Genomic DNA, 24203 nt, shown 5'->3' with positions numbered 1-24203 from the left:
TAAATATTTATTTACTTATGTCTTTAACTGCTTCAGCAATCTTAAGAGGAACTTCGCCCATTACCATATCTCTTGTTTGACGTATGGCATGGAAAAAAGCTAATTCATCCGAAGAACCATGTGCTTTTACGACAGGTGCTTTTAAACCGAAAAGTGAAGCACCTCCATATTCCGAGTAGTCCATTTTGCTTTTTAATTTTCCTAAATCAGACTTAATGACAGCTGCCGCCATTTTTGTTTTGAAATTGCTCATCAATACTTCTTTGACCATTTTGAATACAGATGATGCAGTCCCTTCAATCGTTTTTAACACCATATTGCCAGTAAAACCGTCAGTAACGGCAACGTCACAAACACCATTCATCAATTCTCTCGCTTCAATATTACCGATAAAATTTAATTTCGCATTGCTTAATAATTCATATGCTTGTCTAGTTAATTCATTGCCCTTTTTTGACTCTGTCCCGATATTCAACAAACCGACCCGCGGATTTTTTATACCCCGCACTTTTTCGCTATAAATTGCACCCATATAGGCATATTGTAAAAGATGAGACGATTTTGCATCAGCATTGGCACCAACATCTAACAGTAAAAAACCCTTTCCGTCAATCGTCGGTAATGTTGGTGCTAGGGCAGGACGTTCAATTCCATCAATTCTCCCGACGATAAACAAACCGCTTGCCATCAACGCTCCCGTATTTCCGGCAGAAATACAAGCGTTACACCGTCCTTCTGCAACCTCTTTTGCCATTAAAACCATGGATGCATCTTTTTTCCTGCGAACAGCACGGACCGGTTCGTCTTCACCTGAAATCACTTCTTCTGTATTAATCATGTGAATCCTGTCGCTTGATGAAAGATATGGTTTTATCTTTTTTTCATTGCCAATTAATGTAATATGTAAATCAGGGAAATTTTCGATCGCTTTAAGCGTCCCTTTTATTACTGCTTCAGGAGCATGATCGCCACCCATTGCGTCTATCGCTATATTCATTTTTGCACACCTTCTTTATGTTTTGGACGGTACATGTGAAATTCACCTTTAAATACGAGTTCGTGATTCACAAAACTTTCCACATGAACAACGGTTCTTCCTTTTTCCATCTCTTTCTCTACTACTTTCGCTTTTGCAATAACTCGTTCCCCTAATTTCACTTGGCGGATAAATTGAATATTACTTTTTATCGTCAAGGCCAATTCATCATTTATGACGGCAACGGCAAGGGAATTTGCTTGAGCAAACAGATGATGTCCACGAGCAATGTTATTTCGCTTAAAAACATGTTCTTCTTTAATATCCAATAGAGAAATAGCGTGCTCATCCAGCTCGATGTCAATAATTTCTCCAATGACTTCTTCAATTGGTAAAGATCGTACTTCTTCTGAAAAATTCTTTTGTGCAACATTTTTAATACGTTCTCGAAGTTCAGGTATATTTAACTCTAACCGGTCCAGCCTGATGGTTTGAATGCTGACTGAAAATTTTTCAGCCAATTCTTCATCGGTAACAAATGGATTTTCCAAAATGGTTTCTTTTAAGAGCCTTTGTCGTTCTTTTTTATTTAGTCTCATACTTACTCCACTCTGATTTTATGACTAGGTACTAATAGTAGTATATATAAGCAAAAAATAGAATGCAAGGAAAAAATTTAATAAGCCTTCAGGATCATAACTTTCATTTCGAAAATACCTGTTTCTCAATCAATCGAGTTTTTCCCCGGACATGACGCCTGACTCCACAATATAGTTTCGTAAATAGAGATATTCAGGATCGTTCCAAAAAGCAGGGGATTCAATCAAGTGATAGGCATCTTGTCTTGCCGTTTCTAAAGCCCGATAGTCATGAACCATATCTGCCACTTTAAATTCCGGTAAGCCGCTTTGCTTTTTACCAAAAAAGTCACCCGGTCCACGTAATTCTAAATCTTTTTCGCTCAATACAAAACCATCCGTTGTTTCCGTCATAATTTTCATCCGTTCTTTCCCAACTTCGGATTTCGGTTCGGCTAACAAAATACAATAAGACTGGTGTTCAGCGCGTCCAACTCTGCCCCTTAATTGATGTAATTGTGCCAACCCGAAACGTTCCGCATCATAGATCACCATCATGGTTGCATTAGCGACGTTCACACCGACTTCCACAACCGTTGTCGAAACAAGAATCTGCACTTTATTCTCGCTAAACAATTTCATCACATCGTCTTTTTCATCCGAGCTGAGCCGGCCGTGCATTAACCCGACTCGGTAACGGCCACGAAAATATTGAACAAGCTGGGCGTGTACATCAATGGCATTTTGCACATCCAATTTATCTGATTCCTCGATTAGCGGACAAATCACATAAGCTTGTCTACCTGATTGAAGTTCTTTTTCCATCATCGCCAAAACTCGCTCAAACATATTCGGTTTTACCCAATACGTAAGAATCTTTTTCCGGCCTTGAGGCATTTCATCAATGATTGAAACATCCATTTCACCAAAGGCCGTAATGGCAAGCGTTCGGGGGATGGGGGTCGCGGTCAAAAATAAAGAATTAGGATATTCACCTTTTTCCCGTAAAATTCGTCTTTGTTCCACCCCGAAGCGATGTTGTTCATCAGTGATGACAAGTCCTAATTTTCTAAAGTTAACTTCATCTTGTATTAATGCATGGGTCCCCACCACAATAGAAACAGTTCCGTCAAGTAATCCCTGCAAAATTTCTGCTCTTTCCTTTTTCTTTGTTGAACCGGTAAGCAGGGCAACTTGTATATGAAATGGAGAAAACATCGCTTGTAAACTATTCGCATGTTGTTCGGCTAAAATTTCTGTCGGTACCATTAATGCAGCTTGAAAACCCGCCGTAACAGCAGCATACAAACTGACGGCGGCAACAACTGTTTTTCCGGAACCGACATCACCTTGGAGCAAACGGTTCATGCGATACGGAGACCGTAAATCTTTCAAAATTTCGTTTATGACTCGTTTTTGTGCATTTGTTAAAGGATATGGCAATGCAGCAATAAATCTTTTTAATAATTCATTTTTGTAGGGAATTTCTACACCTTGCTGATTTTCTCGCTCAAATTTCCTTAAAGCTTGCATTTTTAATTGAAACAGTAAAAACTCTTCATAAACAATCCTTCTGCGGCCTTGCTTTATATCCAATGCATTTTGTGGAAAATGCAATGCCCGGACGGCTTGTTTTAATGAATAAAGACGATATTGTTTTAGCAAATGAGGGGGCAATGTTTCTTCGATTTCATTTCCAAATTGCTCAAATGTCAGGCGAATAAATCGTTTCAAACCTTTGACGGTTAAATTGCCTTTAACTGAATAGACCGGTTGGAAATCAATGGCATTTGTATGGATCGTTGAACCGAGGTGATAAGAAATGACAGAGATTTGTTGTCGGTGTCGATTCCACTTTCCTGTAACAGTAATCGTCTCATTTATATTGATTTTGTTTTTTAAATAGGCCTGGTTAAAAAAGACAGCTGTGACCACATAATTTTCAACCATGATCTTGATCGATAATCGTGATTTTTTACGACCGTAATAGCTAAGTAAAGGTTGACTGATCACTTTTCCTTCAACAGTGACTCGTTCATCATGCCCGACTTCGGCCAAATCACGAATCCGGTTATCATCATAGCGGTAAGGAAAATACATGAGTAAATCTTCAACCGTGTAAATGTTTAAATCAGCCAGTAATTGTACCGCTTCCGTTCCAATTCCTTTTACCATGCTTACCGGTTGTTTCAATCTTGCACCCACGTTATTTTTCTCCTCCGGCATGAATTTCTTTTTGAATTTTTAAGGCTGTCGGCGTTACGGCAAGGCCGCCTTGTGCTGTTTCTCGCAAACTGGACGGCATCATCTTCCCGACACGAAACATAGCTTCAATGACTTCATCACAAGGGATTTTACTCTCAATTCCTGCCAGTGCCATATCGGCGGCAACAATTGCATTGGCTGCCCCCATCGCATTTCTTTTTATACACGGAACTTCAACAAGTCCTGCAACAGGATCACAAACCAACCCGAGCATATTTTTTAACGTAATGGCCATTGCATGAGCGGATTGTCTTGGTGTCCCCCCGGCCATCTCAACAATTGCCGCACTTGCCATTCCACTCGCTGAACCGACCTCTGCCTGACAACCGCCAGCCGCTCCGGAAATAAACGAGTTATTGGCCACAACATACCCGAAAGCACCTGCAGTAAACAAAAATTCAATCATCTCTTGCCGAGACGGATGAAATTTATTTTTGACAGCAAACAATGTTCCGGGAACAACCCCGGCGCTACCGGCAGTCGGCGTTGCACAAATCATTCCCATCGCCGCATTTACTTCATTTGTTGCCACCGCCATACTTACCGCTTGAAGTAACAAATCGCCTGATAAATGATTACCTTTTTCAATGTATTTTTGCAAAAGTACTGCATCGCCTCCGGTTAATCCGGAATGTGAAGTTACCCCGGACAAACCTTTCTGAACCGCATTTTCCATTATTTGAAGATTTTTATCCATTTGGGCAATAATTTCTTCACGACTTTTCTTTGTTACTAACATTTCTTGTTCAATCATAATATGACTGATCTTTTTATTTTCTTTTTCCGCAAGTTCAACTAAATCACGGACTGTTTTGAAAAGCATATACATCCCCCTATCTTCTTGTAAGTTCTTGCTGTCTGTTACTCTACAATTCTCGCAACTTGCAGGATATTCGGTAATGCATGAATTTCGTCCATTATCTCGTTATTAATATTTTCATCAAGTTCTAACACCATTAAAGCCAACTTCCCTTTTTCTTTCCGGGAAACCTCCATATGGCCGATGTTGATCTCATGTTTTGCCAGGATATTAGCTACATTAGCAATACAACCAAACCGATCATTGTTAAGAATGACGATGGCAGGATTATCCCCGGTTAATTTTAATTTAAATCCGTTTATTTCCGCTATTTCGATCTTCCCGCCACCGACAGAAATACCGACAACTTCAAGTTCACCCAATTCATCGCCTACTACAATTTTTGCGGTATTTGGATGGTCGGGAATCCCTTGTTCGATAAAAAATGCATAATCCAGTCCTTCTTCTTTGGCAATTTCAAAAGACCTGATAAGTCTATCATCAAATGTATCAAAATTTAACAGACCCCCGACAATGGCAACATCTGTTCCATGACCTTTATAAGTTTCGGCAAAAGATCCATACAAATGAATATGTGCCCATTTGGGTCTTCTACCAAACAAGTTTCTGGCAACTTTTCCAATCCGGAGTGCACCGGCTGTATGCGAACTGGATGGACCGATCATAATTGGACCAATAATATCAAAAACACTGCGGAATTTCACACGAATGCCTCCCTCGTAGGTCATATTCTTTAAAATCAACATAAAATAAATTATATACATTTCTAATCATATTATATTAATATGAAAAATCAAATGTAAATGAGTACAAAAAGAAAAAGGTCCCGAAATAAAGGACCTTTGGTTATAACAATTATTCCACAGAAAAAATAAATTGATAGAGCGGCTGCTTTCCATCATGTATTTCAATTTCAACTTCCGGAAACTTTTCTTCAACAAATTGGATTAAAGCTTTTGTCTGTTCTTCTGTTGCTTCTTCACCTTTGATGATTGTTAAAATCTCACTATCTTCATCCAACATTTTATTTAATAATTCTTTCGCAGTAACATTTAAGTCACGATTGGATACAACGATGGAGCCTTCTTCAATTCCCATATAATCATCTTTTTTAATCGTTAAGTTATCAATCATCGTATCACGGATCGCAAAAGTGATTTGACCTGATTTTACAGTTTTCAAAGCATCATTCATTGCTTTTTCATTTTTTTCAGCATCTACACTCGGATTAAATGCAAGTAAAGCTGCTAACCCTTGAGGAACTGTTTTAGAAGGAATGACAATTACTTGCTGGTCGCAAACGTCCCTTGCCTGTTCAGCGGCTAAAATAATATTTTTGTTATTTGGTAAGATAAAAACTTTTTCAGCATTCACTTGTTCAATAGCTTTCACGATATCCTCGATGCTTGGATTCATCGTTTGACCGCCTTCAATCACTACTTCGGCCCCGATACTTTTAAAAAGATCACGAATACCGCTTCCCATTGAAACAGCTACAATCCCGTATTCTGACGGTTGTTTTTGCTGTTCCTGAACAGTATTCACCTTGTCATTTTCGAGTATCGTTGTATGCTGCTGACGCATATTTTCGATTTTCAGATTAATAAGGTCACCGTATTGTTGTCCATATGTAAGAACAACACCGGGTTGTTCTGTATGAATATGTACTTTTGCAAGTTGATCATCGGCAATAACAAGAAGAGAATCACCATATTCACTTAAATCATTGCGAAATTTTTCCTCTGAAAACGGGTGATTTTTCAATTTACTATCCTTAAATTTTACCATGAATTCGGTACAATACCCGTATACAATGTCTTCGGTATTTATAAAGCCTTGCACACTTTTATGGTGTTCTTGTTTGACCAGTTGATCCATTGAAACCTCAGCAGTTGTCAGCTCATCAACCTTTTCACCTTTTAATTGAGCAAGAAATCCTTCATAAACAAAAACGAGACCTTGCCCACCACTGTCAACAACCCCGACTTCTTTTAGAACCGGTAGCAGTTCGGGCGTCCGTTTTAATGATGCTTTTGCCTCTTTAACGACTTCTTCCATTAAAACAGTCATGTCCGTTGTTGTTTTGCTAACCTCTAAAGCTTTTTTTGCGGAATCTTTGGCAACTGTAAGTATCGTCCCTTCCACGGGTTTCATAACAGCTTTATATGCAGTTGTAACTCCTGCATTAAGTGCTTCAGCAAAATCTGTTATGTCAAGTGATTCTTTCGCTTCGATCGCTTTTGCAAAACCCCGAAATAGCTGTGATAGAATCACTCCGGAATTCCCGCGGGCACCCATGAGTAAACCTCTGGATAAAGCTTGCCCAACCTTTCCTACATGAGGCACAATATTGTTTCTAACTTCTTTTGCCCCTGACTGAATGGATAAATTCATGTTTGTACCTGTATCACCGTCAGGAACAGGGAAGACATTTAAAGAATCTACATATTTAGCGTTTTGAGACAAACGATTTGCTCCATAGAAGATCATTTCTGCAAAACGTTTCCCATCTATCATAGTAATAGACACTAATTTTTCCTCCTTACCTACGGGTTCGTTACCCGAACACCTTGGACAAATATATTGACAGAATCAGCTTTTAAACCAATTGTTTGTTCAAGTACATATTTTACTTTTGATTGAACATTATGAGCAACTTCAGAAATTTTTGTTCCATAACCAACAATAATATACAAATCGATATGCGTAAGGTCATCTTCTTGTCTTACAATGACGCCTTTTGAATAATTTTCTTTCCGTAATATTTCTGAAATTCCATCCTTAATTTGATTTTTTGAAGCCATTCCTACAATACCGTAACAATCTACAGCAGCACCACCACAAATTTGTGCAATGGTTTCATTTGAGATTTCAATATGTCCGTAATTCGTTTTCATTTCAATGGACATGACAGGTTCCCCCTTTTCAGTTTCAACTGCTAGATTTATTTTACTATAACAATCCTCATTTTAAAAGACAAGCTGTCCCTTAATAATATAAACGTGAACGGAAACAAGATGTCAAGCACTTTTTCAAGCTGTTGCATTATTGTATAATATATGGTAAAGTATTTTAGTATCTTTAACAATTCGTTTTCATATTGTATAACGGTTTTAAGTAAGGAGGGGACATAAATGGCTCGCAAATGCATTGTTACAGGTAAAAAGGCTTCTTTTGGTAACGCACGATCCCACGCACTGAATGCTAATCGCCGTAAATGGGGCGCTAATTTACAAAAAGTTCGTATTTTAGTAAACGGGAAACCAAAACGTGTATACGTTTCTGCTCGTGCTCTAAAATCCGGGAAGGTTGAACGTGTTTAATAAAGAAAGGGCATCACAAAAAGATGTCCTTTTTATTTTTCAACTGAAATTAAAATTAGCGTTCAACAGCTGAAATATGTATAAATAAAAAGACAAGAAAAAACCTTTGTCAGATTCATTCCAACAAAGGTTCAGTAAGTGATCTTTTCTTACTTATCCTTTTTTAAAAGTACCTAATATCGCTCTTATAAACCCACCAAGAAATCTAGGTAATTTAATTGTGTAAAATTTCAATGAATATTCCCTCCCCGATACAAACAATAGGATCCGTAGACATATGACTATCCGAATATATCCCTATCATATTCCCAATATATCCGAAAAGTACATTTCAATGAATAAAATAGGCTTGTTTTTCCTAATCGTCACAACTTCTTATTACTAATAATATGCCATTTGTAAATGAATAAGTACCGAAATCATAAATAAGTTCATTACTTATACATAATGTCGATCCGAAAAAAATATGACGATTTTTCAAAGGATATTTAAAGCCTTCCAACGTCAGATTTTCGACCATTTTTGTAACGGGAACAAAGGAAATATATGGTTTAGCAGAAGACTTCTTTATTTCAAATGTACCGGGATTTTTAATTTCTATTTCATTTTTTTGATCAATAATCATGATGGAAATAGACGGGTCTTTTTCAGCTGAAACACTAAAAAGTTGAATGTTTGCCAAAAAATGATCAAGTCTTCCGCCGGTTGCACCGAAAATACGAATGATTTCAGGTTTCAGCTTTAAAGCATGTTGTAAAGCTAATTCCATATCGGTTTCATCCTTTTCTGACGGATATTTTAGAAGATGTATATTCTTATCTTTCAGTGCATGAAGCGTCTCTTTTGAGATGGAATCAAAATCGCCAATCGCCATATCCGGATGGATGCCTCTTTCCATTAAATAATTTGTTCCTCGATCTACACCAATCCACTTTATCTTTGTTTCAGTTTCATACTCTTCAAAATCAGTGAGGAATCGTTCCGGGCCACCGGCAACAATATGTACAATCATTGAACTTCACTGACTCTTGTTCGAATCATCTCAATGGCTTGTACCCGGTTTTTATTATTAAATATATAAGAACCGGCAACTAACACGTCTACACCTTTTTCCACACACTGTTTTGCGGTTTCATCATTAATGCCGCCATCAACCTCAATTTCAAATGTTAAATTTTGCTCGTCTTTCCACCGCTTCACTTGTTCAATCTTTTTTAATACATTAGGTATAAAAGTTTGTCCGCCAAATCCCGGGTTTACTGTCATTAATAAGACTAAATCGATATCTGTTAAAACATCACGGATCATTTCTACGGGAGTCGCGGGATTTAAAACAACACCGGCTTTTATCCCTTGCTCTTTTATTTGATAAATGGTGCGATGGAGATGTCGACAACTCTCTGTATGAACCGATATAATATCAGCACCGGCACGGACAAAATTTTGAATATATTTTTCCGGATTTTCAATCATTAAATGGACATCAAATGGTAAAGAGGTGACCGGTCTTATTGCTTCAACAATTAACGGTCCGATGGTAATGTTTGGGACGAAATGACCATCCATGACATCAATATGAATATAATCCGCACCGGCTTTTTCTACATCTTTTACTTCTTTCCCTAAAATTGAAAAATCAGCTGACAATATCGATGGTGCAATTTTGATCATTTTTCATACCTCGGCTTTCTTTGTCTGATTTCTTCTAAAAAGGATAGATAGTGCTGATAGCGATAATCTTTAATAGCTCCATTTTTCACAGCTTCTTTGACCGCACAGTCCGGTTCTTTTAAATGGAGACAACCCCGAAATTTGCAGTCATTGATACGTTCCTTCATTTCAGGAAAAAAGAACGACAATTCCTCCACCTCAATGGTTTTAAATTCCAATGAGCTGAAGCCGGGGGTATCAGCGACCAGGCCCCCGCCAATTTCCAATAATTCCACATGTCTAGTAGTATGTTTGCCACGCCCCAAATGTTTGGAAATCGCATTCGTTTCCAGTTTCAAGTCAGGCCGGAGTGCATTTAACAAAGATGATTTGCCGACACCGGATTGACCGGCAAAAACGGAAATTTTATTTTTTAGGATCGGGAAAAATTGTTGCATACCTTCTCCTTTTGTTGAAGAAGCAAGGGCAACTTCATAGCCTAATTGTTTATAATCATTGATAAAATTTTCCATGTTAACCAATTCACGTTCATTCAGAAGGTCGATTTTTGTAATGACAATAACCGGACGAATGTGGTTCGCTTCGATTAACACTAAAAAACGATCCAATAGTGTTGTGTTAAAATCAGGATTTTTGGCAGAAAAAATGAGAATAGCTTGATCAACATTGGCAATTGGTGGTCGAACCAGTTCATTTTCCCGCTCTTTTATATCGAGAATATATCCTTCTTGCCTGTTTTCTGCAATAAATTCAACATTATCCCCGACTAACGGATTTTTTTTATTTTTCCGAAAGACACCTCTTCCCCGACATTGAAAAATACCGTCATCCGTTTTCACATAATAAAAACCACTTAATGCTTTAATTATTTTTCCTTCCTGCATAGCATCACCCTTTTATTATATTAATTGTTATTCATATGGAACGACTTGATCTTGAACAACTTGGTTATCGATAACAACTTTATATCTGCCGCTTGAATTTGGTTGAATCACGAGATCAAATCTTTTCCTCGTTGTTTCTGTCATATCAAATGTTTCATAAGGTACTGAAAAGTCATGATTCATATCATCTATAAAAATTTGCACGTGTTGTACTTGTTTTTCTTCCGGATTCCCTGTATAAACAACGGAAATATCGATCGTCACCGTTTTAGGCGGTTTTTCTTCTTTTCCTTTTGAAACAACAACATGGACAGTGGCACCCTTTTTTAAAGAAGTTCCGGGTTTTACGTCTTGACTAATCACGTTACCTTTAGGAATCGTATCATGGTATTGTTCTGTCGTTGTTATATTGATACCGGTCGCTTTCATATAATAATTTAAATCTTCTGTTGAATAATTCGTTAAATCTTTTAGTGAAATGCTTTGATCACCTTTACTTACAGTGAAAACTAAATCGGTATCTTCCGGAACAACCTTTTTACCGGGTGCGGGATTTTGATCAAGAATGATTCCTGCTTCCTTGTCACTGTATTCTTCATTTACCTCGATGCTTTTAAAATTTAACTCTTGTTCAGTTAATAATGCTTGAACCTCGTCAAATTGTTCTCCGCGATAATCTTCCATTTCTATTGTTTCTTTCCCGGTACTGACATAAATCGTAATTTTGCTGCCTTCCGCTTTCATACTCCCTGCTTTTGGATTTGTTTTTAAGACGTAATTTTCCCGAATCTTATCATCCGGCTTTTCAATCGTATCACCGATAACAAAATTGGCTTTTTCCAGTTCTTTAATGGCATCATCTAATTTCATATTGCGAACATCGGGAACTTTTACGTCTTTCGCACCAAAAACATCTGTTGTTAATACAAGAATACCCATTAAAATAATAAGTAGGGAAGTGAAAATTAATACAAACGGCCATTTTTTTCGTTTTTGTTTATTTCCCTTTTTTTTCTTTTTATCTTTCTTTCCTTTATCTTTTCCCGAATCATTATCAATCTTAAGCTCTTCCTTTGATTCTTTTGGTTCTTTTATAACCGGTATTACTTTTGTTGCTTCTTCATCTACAGGTAAAACAAATGGAGGCTCGTTGATACGTGACGGGTCAAGGCAAGTAAGTAAATCAGCTTTAAACTCTTCAATGTCGTCATATCGGTAAAACGGATCTTTGGCCGTCGCCTTCAAAATAATATTTTCAACAGATTGTGGAATGGACGGATTCCAACTTCGCGGATGAGGAGTTTCAGTTTGCAAATGTTTCAGTGCGATGGAAACTGCCGATTCACCTGAGAATGGAAGTCTGCCTGTTAATAACTCAAATAAAACGATGCCCAAAGAGTAAATATCAGATTTTTTTGTTGCTACTCCGCCCCGAGCTTGCTCAGGAGAGATATAATGAACAGTTCCCAACACGGAATTCGTTTGGGTAATCGTTGTTGATGTCAAGGCAACTGCAATACCAAAATCCGTTATTTTCACATTTCCTTTTTTATCGATCAAAATATTTTGCGGTTTAATATCTCGATGGATAATATTATTTTGATGTGCATGACTAATTGCCGATGTGATTTGCAGTGTAATATCTATGACCTTTTCAATGGGTATGGGAAAATGATTTTGGATATATTGTTTTAAGGTTTCTCCATCAACATACTCCATGACAATATAATAAATGTTGTCTTCTTCACCGACATCATAAATATTAACGATATTCGGATGAACAAGACTTGTGGCAGATTGTGCTTCACGATGAAAGCGGCGAATAAGTTCATCATCATTGGCTAAATCGAGTCGTAAAACTTTGACGGCTACATCCCTCTCGAGAATCATATCACGAGCAAGATATACGTTGGCCATACCTCCCCCGCCAATATATTCGATGATCTTATATCGATCGTTTATTCGCTTGCCAATGAGCATGAATTATCACCTGCTTTCTCGCATTCGCTGTTATGTATGATTGCCAGTGTTATATTATCTTCGCCCCCATTATCATTGGCCAGTTGAATCAATTGATCTGCCTTATCTTCCAATTTTTCATCCAAACTAAGAATTTCGGCAATTTCTTTATCAGATACTTTATTAGACAAACCATCCGTACAAAGAATCAAATAATCACCTATATCAAAATCAACGGTAATTGTGTCAATGGTAACAGATGGTTCTGTCCCCAATGCCCTTAGTAATACATTTTTCCGTGGATGGTGTTCAGCATCTTCTTTTGAAATTTGTCCACTTTTGACCAGTTCATTGACTAATGAGTGATCATCAGTTAATTGACGAAATCCATGTTCATTTAATATGTAACAGCGGCTATCACCAATATGTGCGATAGAGACAAATTTATTTGTGCATAAAGCGGCAACTAAAGTAGTGCCCATTCCTTTACATTCAGGATTTTCGTTGGCATAGGTGTATATTTTTTCGTTGATCTCTTGAATGGCTTGTTGGAACCACATTTCCGTTTGGTCCGGGACTTCTGTATTCGGCGCATTGTTGTCCCACAAGTCTTGAATTAACTCAATTGTCATTTTACTAGCAACATCTCCGGCTAAATGGCCACCCATGCCATCAGCAACCACCGCCAACAGATGTCCTGAATGATTTGTAAAAATACCTACGTGATCTTCATTGTGATTTCTTACTTTTCCTCGATCCGTACGTTGGACAACCTTCATAATTTCACCTCGTTCATATGCCTTAACCAGTTTATTTATCTTCATTTTATACCTTCTATTTCAAAAGTTACACCTTCTTTTGAAAGCATGCAATATAAAAACCATCACTTTTTAAATACTGTGGCAAAATTTCGATCTCATGATGGTGTACAAACGGTCTAATCGCTTGCGGAACCCGCTCGTAAATTGTTTCATCGCCTGCAAAATCCGGATGTTCGGCTAAAAATTTTTCCGTTACGCTCTGATTTTCATCTTGGTCAACTGTACATGTACTGTATACCAATATTCCTCCCGGTTTGACAAGAGGGGCAGCTTGGTTTAATAACTCCAATTGCAGTTTTGTTAAATTTTTAATATCTTTTTCAGTTTTTGTATATTTCACATCCGGTTTTCTTTTCAGTACTCCGAATCCTGAACAAGGCGCATCAACTAATATACGATCAAAGGATTCTTTCTCAAAATGGGTCCCCATTTGGCGACTGTCCGTTTGCTTTGCTCGAATATTCGTTAATCCAAGTCTTGCCGCATTTTGATTAATCAGTTTCACTTTATGCTCATGCAGATCTAAGGCGATAATTTCTCCGGTATTTTCCATTCTTTCAGCCATATGTGTCGTCTTTCCACCGGGAGCAGCACAAGCATCTAGGATTTTTTCTCCTTTTTCCGGTGCCACCACATACGCAACAATCATGGAACTTTCATCTTGCATCGTTAGTAAACCGTTTTGAAATGCGAGGGAGTGAACGAAATTACCTTTATCTGCTTTTACCGCCACCGGAATAGAAGAGCTTTTTTCAACCGAAATTCCTTCCTTACCAAGGGATTCAATCACATAATCAATATTCGTTTTCCACTCATTGATGCGAGCGGTTTGTTTTGCCGGCCGTACATTTTCTTCACACATTTGCTTTGTTTTTTCAAAACCATATTGTTGAACCCATCGCTCAACCAGCCATTTCGGATGACTTGTTTCAATTGAAAGACGTTCGATTGAATCTTGAATGGCGGCAAGAGGAGGAACACCTTCTCTTTGAACAGATCGTAAGACTCCGTTAACAAAGCCGCTAATACCTTTATTCCCCCGCTTCTTAGCAATTTGAACAGCTTCATTAATAATGGCATGATCCGGTATTTTATCAAGATAGACCATTTGATAGACAGATAATCGTAACAATTGTCGTACCCAGGAATCAATCCGCTTTTGTTTTTTAATAAAAGGATTGAGAAAAAAATCAAGGGTTATTTGCCGCTGCAATGTTCCGTAACAAAGTTCTGTTAATAAGGCGGCATCCATACTGGAATATTTGTTTTTATTGATCGTATTGTTTAAAACAAGATTGCTGTAAGCTCCGTTTTTTTCAACAAATTCCAGGATATCCAGAGCCGCTTCCCTTACCTTTTTACTCATCTTCTACCCCCAGTATACTTCTTTCTAAATCAGGTTTTCCAAGTAAAAATTGTGCGGCCGGCATTCGTTTTTTTCCCGCAGGTTGTAGTTCAGTAATTTTAATAGCGGTTGAATTTCCGGTTGCCACGATAAATCCGTCCTTTTCAACGGCAACAATAGTCCCGGGCTGTTCGATCTTTGGACGCGGCTGTTTTTCGCCCCACCAAATTTTAATCGGTTTCCCGTCTAATGTCGTATACGCAACCGGCCACGGGTTGAGACCGCGAATGTGATTATAAATTTCTTCTCCGGTCTTATGCCAATCAATTTTTTCCTGCTCATGTTTTATGTTTGGGGCAAAAGTGGCTTCACGATCATCTTGTTTGATTGGTGTAATCTCTCCGTTTAACAGTTTCGGTAACGTAACACTTAATAAATCGGCCCCTGCTTCACTAAGTTTATTATGAAGGGTACCAACCGTGTCTCTTTCAGCAATGGGTACTACCGTTTGCGCTAAAATGTCGCCGGCATCTAATTTTTCAGCCATATACATAATCGTAATCCCTGTCTTTTCTTTTCCCTGAATAATGGCATAATGGATGGGGGCTCCGCCTCTTAACTCGGGCAGTAAGGAAGCATGGACATTGATACAACCGTATGTTGGAGCATCAAGCAATTTTTTTGGTAAAATTTGACCATATGCCGCAGTAATGACCAAATCCGGATTTAAATTTAATATAGCCTGAAGTGATGCTTCATCCCGCAGTTTTTCCGGTTGAAAAACAGGAATGCCGTGTTGTTCTGCCGCAATCTTAACCGGTGGCGGTGTCATCGTTTTTTTACGACCAACAGGACGATCCGGTTGGGTTACAACACCAATCACTTCATAGCCGTCTGTTAATAGCCGGTTGAGAATCGGTACGGAAAAATCTGGTGTACCCATAAAAACAACTTTTACCATTTTCATCCATTCCTTTCACCTTACATTTACATCATTGAATAAGGATTTAAATCAATTGATATATGAAGACCTCGTTTGACTTGATCTTCCTGAAAATGTTCCAATACCTGCTTTAATGTTGAGATTAGGTTCGGTTCATTTTTGTATTTTATCAAACACTGATAACGATATCTATTTTTGATTTTTAGAATCGGTGAGACTGCCGGACCAAGGATGAGGGTTTCTCCTTTTCCGTCTGCAAGTTGTCCCCGAACAAATGAAGTAATTTTTTCTATGACCGTATACGTATATTGCAAGTTTTCATGGCTCACATTGATCAGTGCTAAGTAATAAAACGGTGGATATTGCCCGCGTTTTCTTATCATCATTTCATACTGGTAGAATGTTAAATAATCATGTTCTTTCGCAAAATTAATACTGTAATGTTCAGGTGTATATGTTTGAATAATGACTTCTCCGGGCAATTCGTGACGCCCGGCCCGGCCACTTACTTGTGTCAGCAATTGAAAAGTTCTCTCGCTTGATCGGAAATCCGGAATATGTAGAGAGCTGTCAGCCGATAATACCCCCACTAAAGTAATGTTGGGAAAATCAAGTCCTTTCGCAATCATTTGTGTTCCCAGTAAAATATCTGCTTTTTTTTCTTGAAAAGCTGTCAACAATTTTTCATGTGATCCTTTCCTGGTGGTTGTATCAACATCCATTCGAATGACCCGGGCTTCCGGTAAAATTCTTCCAAGCTCTTCTTCTACTTTTTGTGTCCCGGTACCAAAAAAGCGAATATGATTGCTCGAACATTCCGGACATTGTTTAGGCGTACGCATCTCAAAACCGCAATAATGGCATTTTACTTGATCAGTCACTTTATGATAGGTTAAGGAAATATCGCAATTTGGACATTTTAACACATAACCGCAGTTTCGACACATAACAAAAGATGAATAGCCCCGGCGATTTAACATTAAGACAATCTGTTCAGATCTTTCCAGGCGCAACCGCATTTTTTCCAACAAAGCAGTAGAAAACATTGAGCGATTTCCCGTTCTCAGTTCCTCCCGCATGTCAACAATTTCGACAACAGGCAGTTGGGAATTGTTCATTCGTTTTTGCATAGTTAATAGGTGATATACCCCTTTTTGAGCTCTGGCGAAAGATTCCAAGGACGGTGTCGCACTGCCCAAGACGACAGGACAATGATGATTTTTCCCCCGTTCAATCGCCACATCCCTTGCATGGTAACGGGGATTGTCTTCCTGCTTATAACTTGTCTCATGTTCTTCATCAATAATAATAATCCCGATATTTTCAAACGGAGCAAATATTGCCGAACGGGCACCAACGACGACTTGTACTTCTTTTCGCTGAATTTTCCGCCACTCGTCATATTTTTCACCAAGCGATAGCCCGCTATGGAGGACAGCTACTTTGTTTCCAAATCTTCCTTTAAAACGTTCTACCATTTGCGGGGTAAGAGAAATTTCCGGAACAAGGACAATGGCTTCTTTTCCATTCTTCATGACCTTTTCAATCGACTGTAAATATACTTCTGTTTTACCGCTGCCTGTTACACCGTGAAGCAGAAACACTTCATGGGTGGAATGTTCAATCGAATCAAGAATTGGCTTGATGACAAGTTCTTGTTCATCTGTTAAAGGCAATGCTTTCGTTTCTTGAAATTTTTTATTTTGATAAGGGTCACGATATTCCTCATACTCTTCTTTTTTCAACAGACCTTTACTAACCAGTTGATTTAATGATGAACGGGCGTTGGGAACTTTTGTTTCAATCTGTTTTACCGTATGCGGGGCAAAATCTTGCAAATATATATTCACTACTTGTAACTGCTTTTTACCGGTAAGGTTCAATTGATTTAGTTTATTTAAAAATTGAGCTTGATCCGAAAACGGCACATAGTAAATATTTTTCTTTTTATTTCCTTTATTTTTAATTTCATATGAAACATCAAATAAACCTGCCCGTGCTTGTCGATACAAATAGGATGATGGTACGAGCTTTTCCGCGTCTTTCCAGTTTACTTTTTTCTGTTTCAAAAAGAGAGGTTCCAGTTCCTTTGGCAATTCCCCGATTTCTCGATCCTTCGCTAACGTTATATATTTGTCATACTTTGCTTTTAACGCAGGAGGCAACATGACCTGATAGGCGGAAATTTTTAAGCAAAGTGTTTCATTAGCCAAAAATTCCCCCAACTGTAAAAGTTCCTGATTAAGAACAGGTTCAATATCCATTGGTTCGATAATTTCTTTTAAACCGGACACGGTGGATGTTTCTTTAAAAGCAATAACAAAACCTTGAACCTGCCTGTTACCAAAAGGGACAATGACGCGCATGCCCACTTCCAAATTATCCTTTAATTCATCAGGAATCAAATAATCAAATGACCGATCCGTTTGTGCGGTTGGTACATCAACGATTACACTTGCAATTCTATTCATACTACTCGCCCTTTTTTGCTTCATATGCTTCTTTTAAAATTTCATATGCGACTTCATGTTTCGTTAATTTAGGAAATTGTTTCTTTTCATTGTTCGCTTTATAAAAGGTTACTATATTCGTATCCGTTCCGAACCCGGCCCCTTCTTGCATGACATTATTGGCGACGATCATATCCGCATTTTTACTCTGTAATTTTTGTTTCGCGTATTCTTCAACATGATTCGTTTCAGCAGCGAACCCTATTAAAAATTGAGCCTTTTTCCTTTTTCCTAATTCTGCTAAAATATCGACTGTACGTTCCAATTCGATGACAAGTTCCTGTGATTGTTTTTTCATCTTTTGTTGTAAGATTTTTTTCGGCCGGTAATCACTGACAGCGGCAGACTTAATAACAATATCGGCTTCATCAAAATACTGCAGAACCGCTTCATACATCTCCTCAGCACTTTCAACCCGGATGATCTGTACTCCGACGGGCACTTCCAGGCTCACCGGACCGGAAATAAGGATCACATTTGCCCCCAAATGTTGCGCCACTTCGGCAATCGCATAGCCCATCTTTCCCGATGAATAATTAGATAAATAACGAACCGGATCAATCTTTTCTCGGGTTGGACCGGCGGAAATTAACACCGTCTTTCCTCGTAAAAATTGTTGCTTGTTTTGAACAAAAAATGTTTTTACATGCTCAACAATGATTTCAGGTTCTTCAAGCCTTCCTTTGCCAACATACCCGCAAGCCAAATAACCTTCACTCGGCTCGATAAAATGATATCCGAATGATTTCAAACGCGCTATATTTTCTTGGACAACGGGGTGATTATACATATGAACATTCATGGCCGGTGCAATAAATACAGGTTTCTCTGTAGCGAGTAAAGTCGTCGATACCATATCATCTGCAATCCCGTTTGCCAATTTTCCAATGATATTCGCTGTCGCCGGTGCAATTATAATGACATCCGGCCAATCGGCTAAGTCAATATGAGCAATTTTTGCCGGGTCTTTTTCATCAAAAGTATCTGTATATACATCATTGCGGGAAATCGCCTGAAAAGATAAAGGCGTAACAAATTTTGTCGCATTTCCTGTCATCATTACTTTCACATCAAAACCATTTTGCGTTAGTTTACTTGTTAACTGGACGGCTTTATATGCAGCAATTCCGCCGGATACACACAACAATACTTTTTTCTGCATGTTTTTACCTCTTTTCACTGAAAGTTTCTTTTCAAAAAGGTTGATTCAATTTTAGATGAATTGCATGTCACGAATGATGTTACCCGAGCAATGATTACCTTTGTACAATCATACCATAAAAATAGAGAAGTGCTATTAGAATAAAGAAAACTTGGGCGTCCAAATTTATATATTCTTTAATGTATAAAAGGAAGAAAGCAATCGGTACATCCGATTGCTCCACTCTTTTATCTGAATTTTTTAAAAAACCTTGGTGCCTTTTTTATTCTGCATCTTTCACTAAAACGCCGTCGTTAATTTCCTCTAATGCTTTTCCGACATTTTTTTGGGAAACGTAATGATCTAGTTGGTAATCATTCAATTCTTGCATTTGCCGGGCACGTTTTGAAGCAATGGTGACCAACAAATATTTCGAGTTTACTTTTTCCAATAAAGAATCGATCGAAGGATATAACATTTAATCTACCCCCAGTAATTTTTTTATTCTTTTTTCTATTCGGGTTCGCCGACAATGTTCAGCGATAACGATGGCTTTTATTTTTTTTACGGCATGATCAACCCGATCATTTTCAATAACATAATCATATAAATTCATCATTTTTAATTCTTCACGAGCAACAAGCATCCGATTTTTGATTAATTCATCAGATTCCGTTCCCCTCGTTTTGATCCGGTTCTCCAATTCACTCAAACTTGGTGGAATTAAAAAGATAAATAAACCATCAGGGAATTTTTCCCTTACTTGTTTTGCGCCTTCTACTTCGATCTCAAGAAATACATCTTTTCCTTCTGATAAAGTATCTTTTACATATTGAACAGGCGTTCCGTAGTAATTTCCGACATACTCGGTATATTCAAGCAGTTCCCCATCTTGAATCATTTGTTCAAATTGCTCTCTCGTTTTAAAAAAGTAATCGACTCCATCAATTTCACCTGGTCTCATCGGTCGTGAAGTTGCTGAAATAGAATATTCAAAACTAATATCCGGCTCAGAAAATACCGCTTTTCTTACCGTTCCTTTCCCGACTCCGGACGGACCGGAAAGAACAATTAACAATCCCTTATCTGTTTCCATTGTTTCACCTGCCCTAAATAATCATTGATAAAAAACACTAATATTATGTATGGTTTATATTTATAAACGATAAAATATGGATCATTCAATATTTTGAACTTGTTCCCGAATTTTTTCAATAATACTTTTCAATTCAACTACTTTATTGCTTATATTCGCATGATTTGCTTTTGCTGCGATTGTATTGACTTCCCGATTCATCTCCTGGACAAGAAAATCACATTTTCGCCCAATCGGTTCCATAGAGTTAAGCGATTTTCGAAATTGATTTATATGACTATTTAAACGCGTTAGCTCTTCGGAAATATCAATTTTATCTGCAAATATGGCGACCTCTGTCAGCACCCTTGTTTCATCAAAAAGACCACTGGTATATTCGCATATTTTTTTTCGAAGTTTTTCCTCATATTCAACTTTTACAATTGGTGCCGCCTCGAAAATTTCTTGAACAAATGAATCCATTAATTCCAAGTAGTTGGCAATTTCATTTTGTAAAGCTTTCCCCTCTATGATCCGCATCTTCCGTAATTGCTGGACAGCCTCTTCCACTGCAATGATAATGGTATTTTCCATTTCCGGGTTGACGACTTCTTGTTCAATTACGGAAATAAGACCATCATGTTGCAAAAAGTGGGTAATCCCGATTTCTTCATGTAGTTGATAACGTTCCTTTAAATTGTTTATGAATTGATAATACTCGTCCAGAAGATTCCAGTCAATATGTAATCCACGATTTGTCGGCACGGATGTGGAAATATTAATGGAACAATCAACACGGCCACGTACGACATATTGTTGACATATTTTTTTAATTTTCTCTTCCAATTTTAGTAATGGCTGCGGAATTCGGGTATGGAAATCGAAATACCGGTGATTGACTGAGCGAATTTCAACAACAATCCCGTCTCTCTCACTCCTGCCAAAACCTGTCATACTCATTACCATAACATCACCTTTTCCATAAAAGCAACTATATTAATGTATAAAGAAAACTCGGCGATTGCTGAGCCTTTAGGCGAGAGCAGAGCCGCAAGAGCACTTATGCGTTAGGAAAGTAGAAATTGAAAAATTTATACTTTCCTATTAGCTAAAAAAAGAAAGGAAATTGGTTGAATCCAGATTCCCTTTCGTTATTATATCACATTCTCTATTTTTTTCTTATAAATAATGAACCTGCAAGTAAAAATGTTGGAATAGCTGCCATTGCCAAAATCAACAACCAGTCTGTCGGAACAATTGCCACGGTATGGAAAACCGTTTGCAGCGGCGGAAAATAAATCACAATAATCATTAAAACCACACTGGATAGAACTGCCCAGACTAAATACGGATTGCCAAACGGATTTCTCGCAAAAATAGAATGCTCACTGCGGCAATCAAAAACATGAATCAACTGGGCTAACACAAGGGTAGCAAAGGCGACCGTTTGCGCATATTCTAAATGATCCGGGTTTTGTTTATATGCAATAAGAAATGCCAGTAAAGTAGCCACGCCGATTAAAAATCCCCGCGAAATCACCTTCCAGCCAAGTCTCCTTGCAAACACACCTTCTTTCGGATGTCTTGGTTTTCTCTTCATCACATCTCCCTCAGGTTGATCGAGTCCTAATGCCATTGCCGGCAGTCCATCCGTTACCAGGTTTACCCATAGAATCTGAATCGGAACAAGTGGCAAAGGTAATGCCAGAATCATGGCAAATAACATGACCAATATTTCCCCAACATTAGAAGCGAGTAAGTAGCGAATGAATTTACGAATATTTTCATAAATATTGCGCCCTTCATGGATCGCCGCTTTAATTGTTGCAAAATTATCATCGAGTAAGATTAATGCCGAAGATTCTTTTGCAACATCCGTCCCGTTTATGCCCATTGCAATACCGATATCGGCCGCTTTAATTGCCGGGGCATCGTTTACCCCGTCACCGGTCATTGCGACGATATGGCCTTTATTTTGCAGTGCTTTGACTATTTTTAATTTATGTTCCGGTGAGACGCGTGCAAAAACGGAAACATTATCGACAATCTCATCCAATTCCTTAAGCGACATCGACTCCAACTTCCTGCCTTCCAAAACAAAGTCGTCTCTATTTAAAATCCCAAGTTGTTCCCCTATTGCCCGAGCTGTTATCACATGGTCCCCGGTAATCATCACCGTTTTTATACCGGCTGCTTTACATTCTTGGATTGCTGCTTTCACCTCAGGTCTAGGCGGATCGATCATGCCTTGTAAACCGATAAAAACCAATTCATTTTCCACTTCTGCCTCATGATTGAATAACCGGTTTGGAACCGGCTTATAGGCAACGGCAATCGTTCGGAGTGCTTGTGAAGCAAGGCGTTCGACCGTTGTTTGCAGCCTATTAGTCCAAATTTGCGACATATATTGTTTTTTTCCACCAACATATACTGACTCACTTAAGCTGATTAAAATATCGGGAGCGCCTTTCGTAATTGCAAAACGATGTCCTTTTTTATCTTCCACAATGACCGTCATCATTTTTCTAGAAGAATCAAACGGAAACTCTTGAATAATGCGATATTCCTGCAATAAATGATCTCTTGACAAACCTGCTTTCATCCCGGAAACGAGCAAAGCACCTTCAGTCGGATCCCCGTCAACGTGATATTTACCTTTTTCCTCTATCAAAGCTGCATGATTACAAAGCATACTAAAACTCAATAATTTATAAAAATGGTCATCTTGGGCAGGATTCATTGTTTGATTATTTCGAGTAAAATGGCCTTGTGGTTCATACCCTTGTCCTGAAACGGTCCAAGTTTGATCATTTGCCCATAAATGTGTAACCGTCATTTTATTTTGGGTCATTGTTCCGGTTTTATCGGAGCAAATGACCGAAGCACAGCCTAATGTTTCAACAGCCGGAAGTTTTCGGACAATCGCATTTTTCTTAATCATCCGTTGCACACCAAGTGATAAGGCGATCGTCACAATTGCCGGAAGCCCTTCTGGAATCGCCGCAACAGCTAGTGAAACACCGGATAAAAACATCGTATACAAATCATGGCCTTGCCAAACTCCGATTGCGACAACGAGTAAAGTTAAAACCAAAGCAACGACAATTAATATTTTCCCGAGTTGTTCAAGTCTTCTTTGCAATGGGGTTTGTAAGTTTTGTTCGGTTTGCAATAAATCAGCAATTTGCCCCATTGCTGTTTTCATACCAGTTCCAATGACAACCCCTTTTCCGCTTCCCCTCGTCACCATGGTACCCATGAAAGCCATATTGTTCAGATCCCCGAGACCGATATTTTCGCCATGAATTGGTGCAATTTCTTTAACTGCGGGGACGGATTCACCGGTTAAGGCCGATTCCTCAATTTCTAAACTACTTATTTCGAATAAACGGATGTCCGCACTAATCCTGTCACCACTGGCAAAACGGAGAATATCACCCGGGACAATTTCTTTAGAAGGGATTTTTTCCCACTTACCACCCCTTAATACGGTTGCCATTGGGGCAGAAAGTTCTTTTAATGCCTCCAGTGATTTTTCTGCTTTTCGTTCCTGAAAAAAGCCTAAAATCCCGTTTACAAATACGATAAGAATGATCGCAATTGCATCAATATATTCACCTAAGATTCCGGATATCAGTGTGGCGACTAATAGAACGATTACCATAAAATCTTTAAATTGGCTAAAAAATAAAAGCAATGCCGATTGCTTTTCCGCTTCTTGTAATTCATTGAATCCGAACTGTTTCCGTCTTATTTTGATTTCTTCGTTCGTCAATCCGTTTTTAAAAGACGTTTGAACGGCCTTTTCCACTTGTTCGGGACTCATCTCATGATATTTCAACGCAATCGATTCCTCCATTCCCTATTGTAATTGTTGTCAATCGCTAAGCCA

General features: G+C 38.3%; 22 protein-coding genes. 1 reads left to right on the top strand and 21 read right to left on the bottom strand.

The window, feature by feature from the left end:
* Positions 1-7 precede the first annotated feature (7 nt).
* The 7 genes from plsX to BT1A1_RS07440 all read right to left on the bottom strand — a co-directional run bounded on the left by plsX (position 8) and on the right by BT1A1_RS07440 (position 7548).
* Entirely contained in the window at positions 8-997 is a 990-nt protein-coding gene (gene plsX, locus BT1A1_RS07470; protein ID WP_034769708.1) for a phosphate acyltransferase PlsX, read from the bottom strand.
* Positions 994-1575 (bottom strand): transcription factor FapR, encoded by a 582-nt coding sequence (gene fapR / locus BT1A1_RS07465; RefSeq protein WP_034769707.1) that lies wholly within the window; start codon positions 1573-1575, stop codon positions 994-996. The genes plsX and fapR overlap by 4 nt, the downstream gene beginning before the upstream one ends.
* A gap of 129 nt (positions 1576-1704) precedes the next feature.
* A complete protein-coding gene (gene recG, locus BT1A1_RS07460; RefSeq protein WP_051989059.1) occupies positions 1705-3780 on the bottom strand; it encodes an ATP-dependent DNA helicase RecG in 2076 nt (691 codons plus the stop codon).
* On the bottom strand, positions 3761-4642 hold the full coding sequence (gene sdaAA / locus BT1A1_RS07455; protein WP_034769705.1) for an L-serine ammonia-lyase, iron-sulfur-dependent, subunit alpha: 882 nt from the start codon (positions 4640-4642) through the stop codon (positions 3761-3763). Before sdaAA ends, recG begins: the two co-directional genes overlap by 20 nt.
* 38 nt (positions 4643-4680) lie before the next feature.
* Complete coding sequence (sdaAB, locus tag BT1A1_RS07450) at positions 4681-5343, bottom strand: L-serine ammonia-lyase, iron-sulfur-dependent subunit beta (protein ID WP_034769703.1); 663 nt, start codon at positions 5341-5343, stop codon at positions 4681-4683.
* A 151-nt stretch (positions 5344-5494) separates the two neighbouring features.
* Positions 5495-7168: a DAK2 domain-containing protein gene (locus BT1A1_RS07445; protein WP_034769701.1), complete on the bottom strand. Its 1674-nt coding sequence runs from the start codon at positions 7166-7168 to the stop codon at positions 5495-5497.
* A gap of 17 nt (positions 7169-7185) precedes the next feature.
* Positions 7186-7548, bottom strand: coding sequence for an Asp23/Gls24 family envelope stress response protein (locus BT1A1_RS07440; protein WP_034769699.1), 363 nt, complete (start codon positions 7546-7548; stop codon positions 7186-7188).
* A gap of 225 nt (positions 7549-7773) precedes the next feature.
* Between BT1A1_RS07440 and rpmB the strand changes: the two genes are divergently transcribed.
* Positions 7774-7962 carry a 50S ribosomal protein L28 gene (gene rpmB / locus BT1A1_RS07435; RefSeq protein ID WP_034769697.1) on the top strand — a complete coding sequence of 63 codons (189 nt, stop codon included), beginning with the start codon at positions 7774-7776 and terminating at the stop codon, positions 7960-7962.
* 153 nt (positions 7963-8115) lie between these two features.
* On the opposite strand, the gene spoVM is transcribed toward rpmB, so the two are convergent.
* The 14 genes from spoVM to BT1A1_RS07370 form a co-directional block, all read right to left on the bottom strand.
* Positions 8116-8196: a stage V sporulation protein SpoVM gene (gene spoVM / locus BT1A1_RS18630; protein WP_072012668.1), complete on the bottom strand. Its 81-nt coding sequence runs from the start codon at positions 8194-8196 to the stop codon at positions 8116-8118.
* Between the two features lie 124 nt (positions 8197-8320).
* Positions 8321-8974, bottom strand: coding sequence for a thiamine diphosphokinase (locus BT1A1_RS07430; protein WP_034769694.1), 654 nt, complete (start codon positions 8972-8974; stop codon positions 8321-8323).
* The gene (gene rpe, locus BT1A1_RS07425; RefSeq protein WP_034769692.1) at positions 8971-9633 is read right to left on the bottom strand and encodes a ribulose-phosphate 3-epimerase; all 663 of its coding nucleotides are present in this window, start codon (positions 9631-9633) and stop codon (positions 8971-8973) included. Before rpe ends, BT1A1_RS07430 begins: the two co-directional genes overlap by 4 nt.
* The gene (gene rsgA / locus BT1A1_RS07420; protein ID WP_034769690.1) at positions 9630-10517 is read right to left on the bottom strand and encodes a ribosome small subunit-dependent GTPase A; all 888 of its coding nucleotides are present in this window, start codon (positions 10515-10517) and stop codon (positions 9630-9632) included. Before rsgA ends, rpe begins: the two co-directional genes overlap by 4 nt.
* Before the next feature lie 27 nt (positions 10518-10544).
* Entirely contained in the window at positions 10545-12497 is a 1953-nt protein-coding gene (gene pknB / locus BT1A1_RS07415; RefSeq protein WP_034769689.1) for a Stk1 family PASTA domain-containing Ser/Thr kinase, read from the bottom strand.
* Positions 12476-13255, bottom strand: coding sequence for a Stp1/IreP family PP2C-type Ser/Thr phosphatase (locus tag BT1A1_RS07410; RefSeq protein WP_034769861.1), 780 nt, complete (start codon positions 13253-13255; stop codon positions 12476-12478). The genes pknB and BT1A1_RS07410 overlap by 22 nt, the downstream gene beginning before the upstream one ends.
* A 67-nt stretch (positions 13256-13322) precedes the next feature.
* Positions 13323-14663 carry a 16S rRNA (cytosine(967)-C(5))-methyltransferase RsmB gene (rsmB, locus tag BT1A1_RS07405; RefSeq protein ID WP_034769687.1) on the bottom strand — a complete coding sequence of 447 codons (1341 nt, stop codon included), beginning with the start codon at positions 14661-14663 and terminating at the stop codon, positions 13323-13325.
* Positions 14656-15603: a methionyl-tRNA formyltransferase gene (gene fmt / locus BT1A1_RS07400; protein WP_034769859.1), complete on the bottom strand. Its 948-nt coding sequence runs from the start codon at positions 15601-15603 to the stop codon at positions 14656-14658. The genes rsmB and fmt overlap by 8 nt, the downstream gene beginning before the upstream one ends.
* Positions 15604-15629: 26 nt before the next feature.
* On the bottom strand, positions 15630-18056 hold the full coding sequence (gene priA / locus BT1A1_RS07395; RefSeq protein ID WP_034769685.1) for a primosomal protein N': 2427 nt from the start codon (positions 18054-18056) through the stop codon (positions 15630-15632).
* A 1-nt stretch (position 18057) separates the two neighbouring features.
* Complete coding sequence (coaBC, locus tag BT1A1_RS07390; RefSeq protein ID WP_034769683.1) at positions 18058-19257, bottom strand: bifunctional phosphopantothenoylcysteine decarboxylase/phosphopantothenate--cysteine ligase CoaBC; 1200 nt, start codon at positions 19255-19257, stop codon at positions 18058-18060.
* Between the two features lie 262 nt (positions 19258-19519).
* Positions 19520-19714: a DNA-directed RNA polymerase subunit omega gene (gene rpoZ, locus BT1A1_RS07385; RefSeq protein ID WP_034769680.1), complete on the bottom strand. Its 195-nt coding sequence runs from the start codon at positions 19712-19714 to the stop codon at positions 19520-19522.
* The gene (gene gmk, locus BT1A1_RS07380) at positions 19715-20332 is read right to left on the bottom strand and encodes a guanylate kinase (RefSeq protein ID WP_034769677.1); all 618 of its coding nucleotides are present in this window, start codon (positions 20330-20332) and stop codon (positions 19715-19717) included.
* 81 nt (positions 20333-20413) lie between these two features.
* A complete protein-coding gene (locus BT1A1_RS07375) occupies positions 20414-21277 on the bottom strand; it encodes a YicC/YloC family endoribonuclease (protein WP_034769674.1) in 864 nt (287 codons plus the stop codon).
* Positions 21278-21479: 202 nt separating this feature from the next.
* On the bottom strand, positions 21480-24152 hold the full coding sequence (locus BT1A1_RS07370; RefSeq protein ID WP_034769673.1) for a calcium-translocating P-type ATPase, SERCA-type: 2673 nt from the start codon (positions 24150-24152) through the stop codon (positions 21480-21482).
* Positions 24153-24203 lie beyond the last annotated feature (51 nt).

Origin of the sequence: Caldibacillus thermoamylovorans, from assembly GCF_000751775.1 — a bacterium.
GTDB lineage: Bacteria > Bacillota > Bacilli > Bacillales > Caldibacillaceae > Caldifermentibacillus > Caldifermentibacillus hisashii.
Note: the sequence above shows the minus strand (reverse complement) of the source record. Positions and strands in the feature narration are given on the sequence as shown.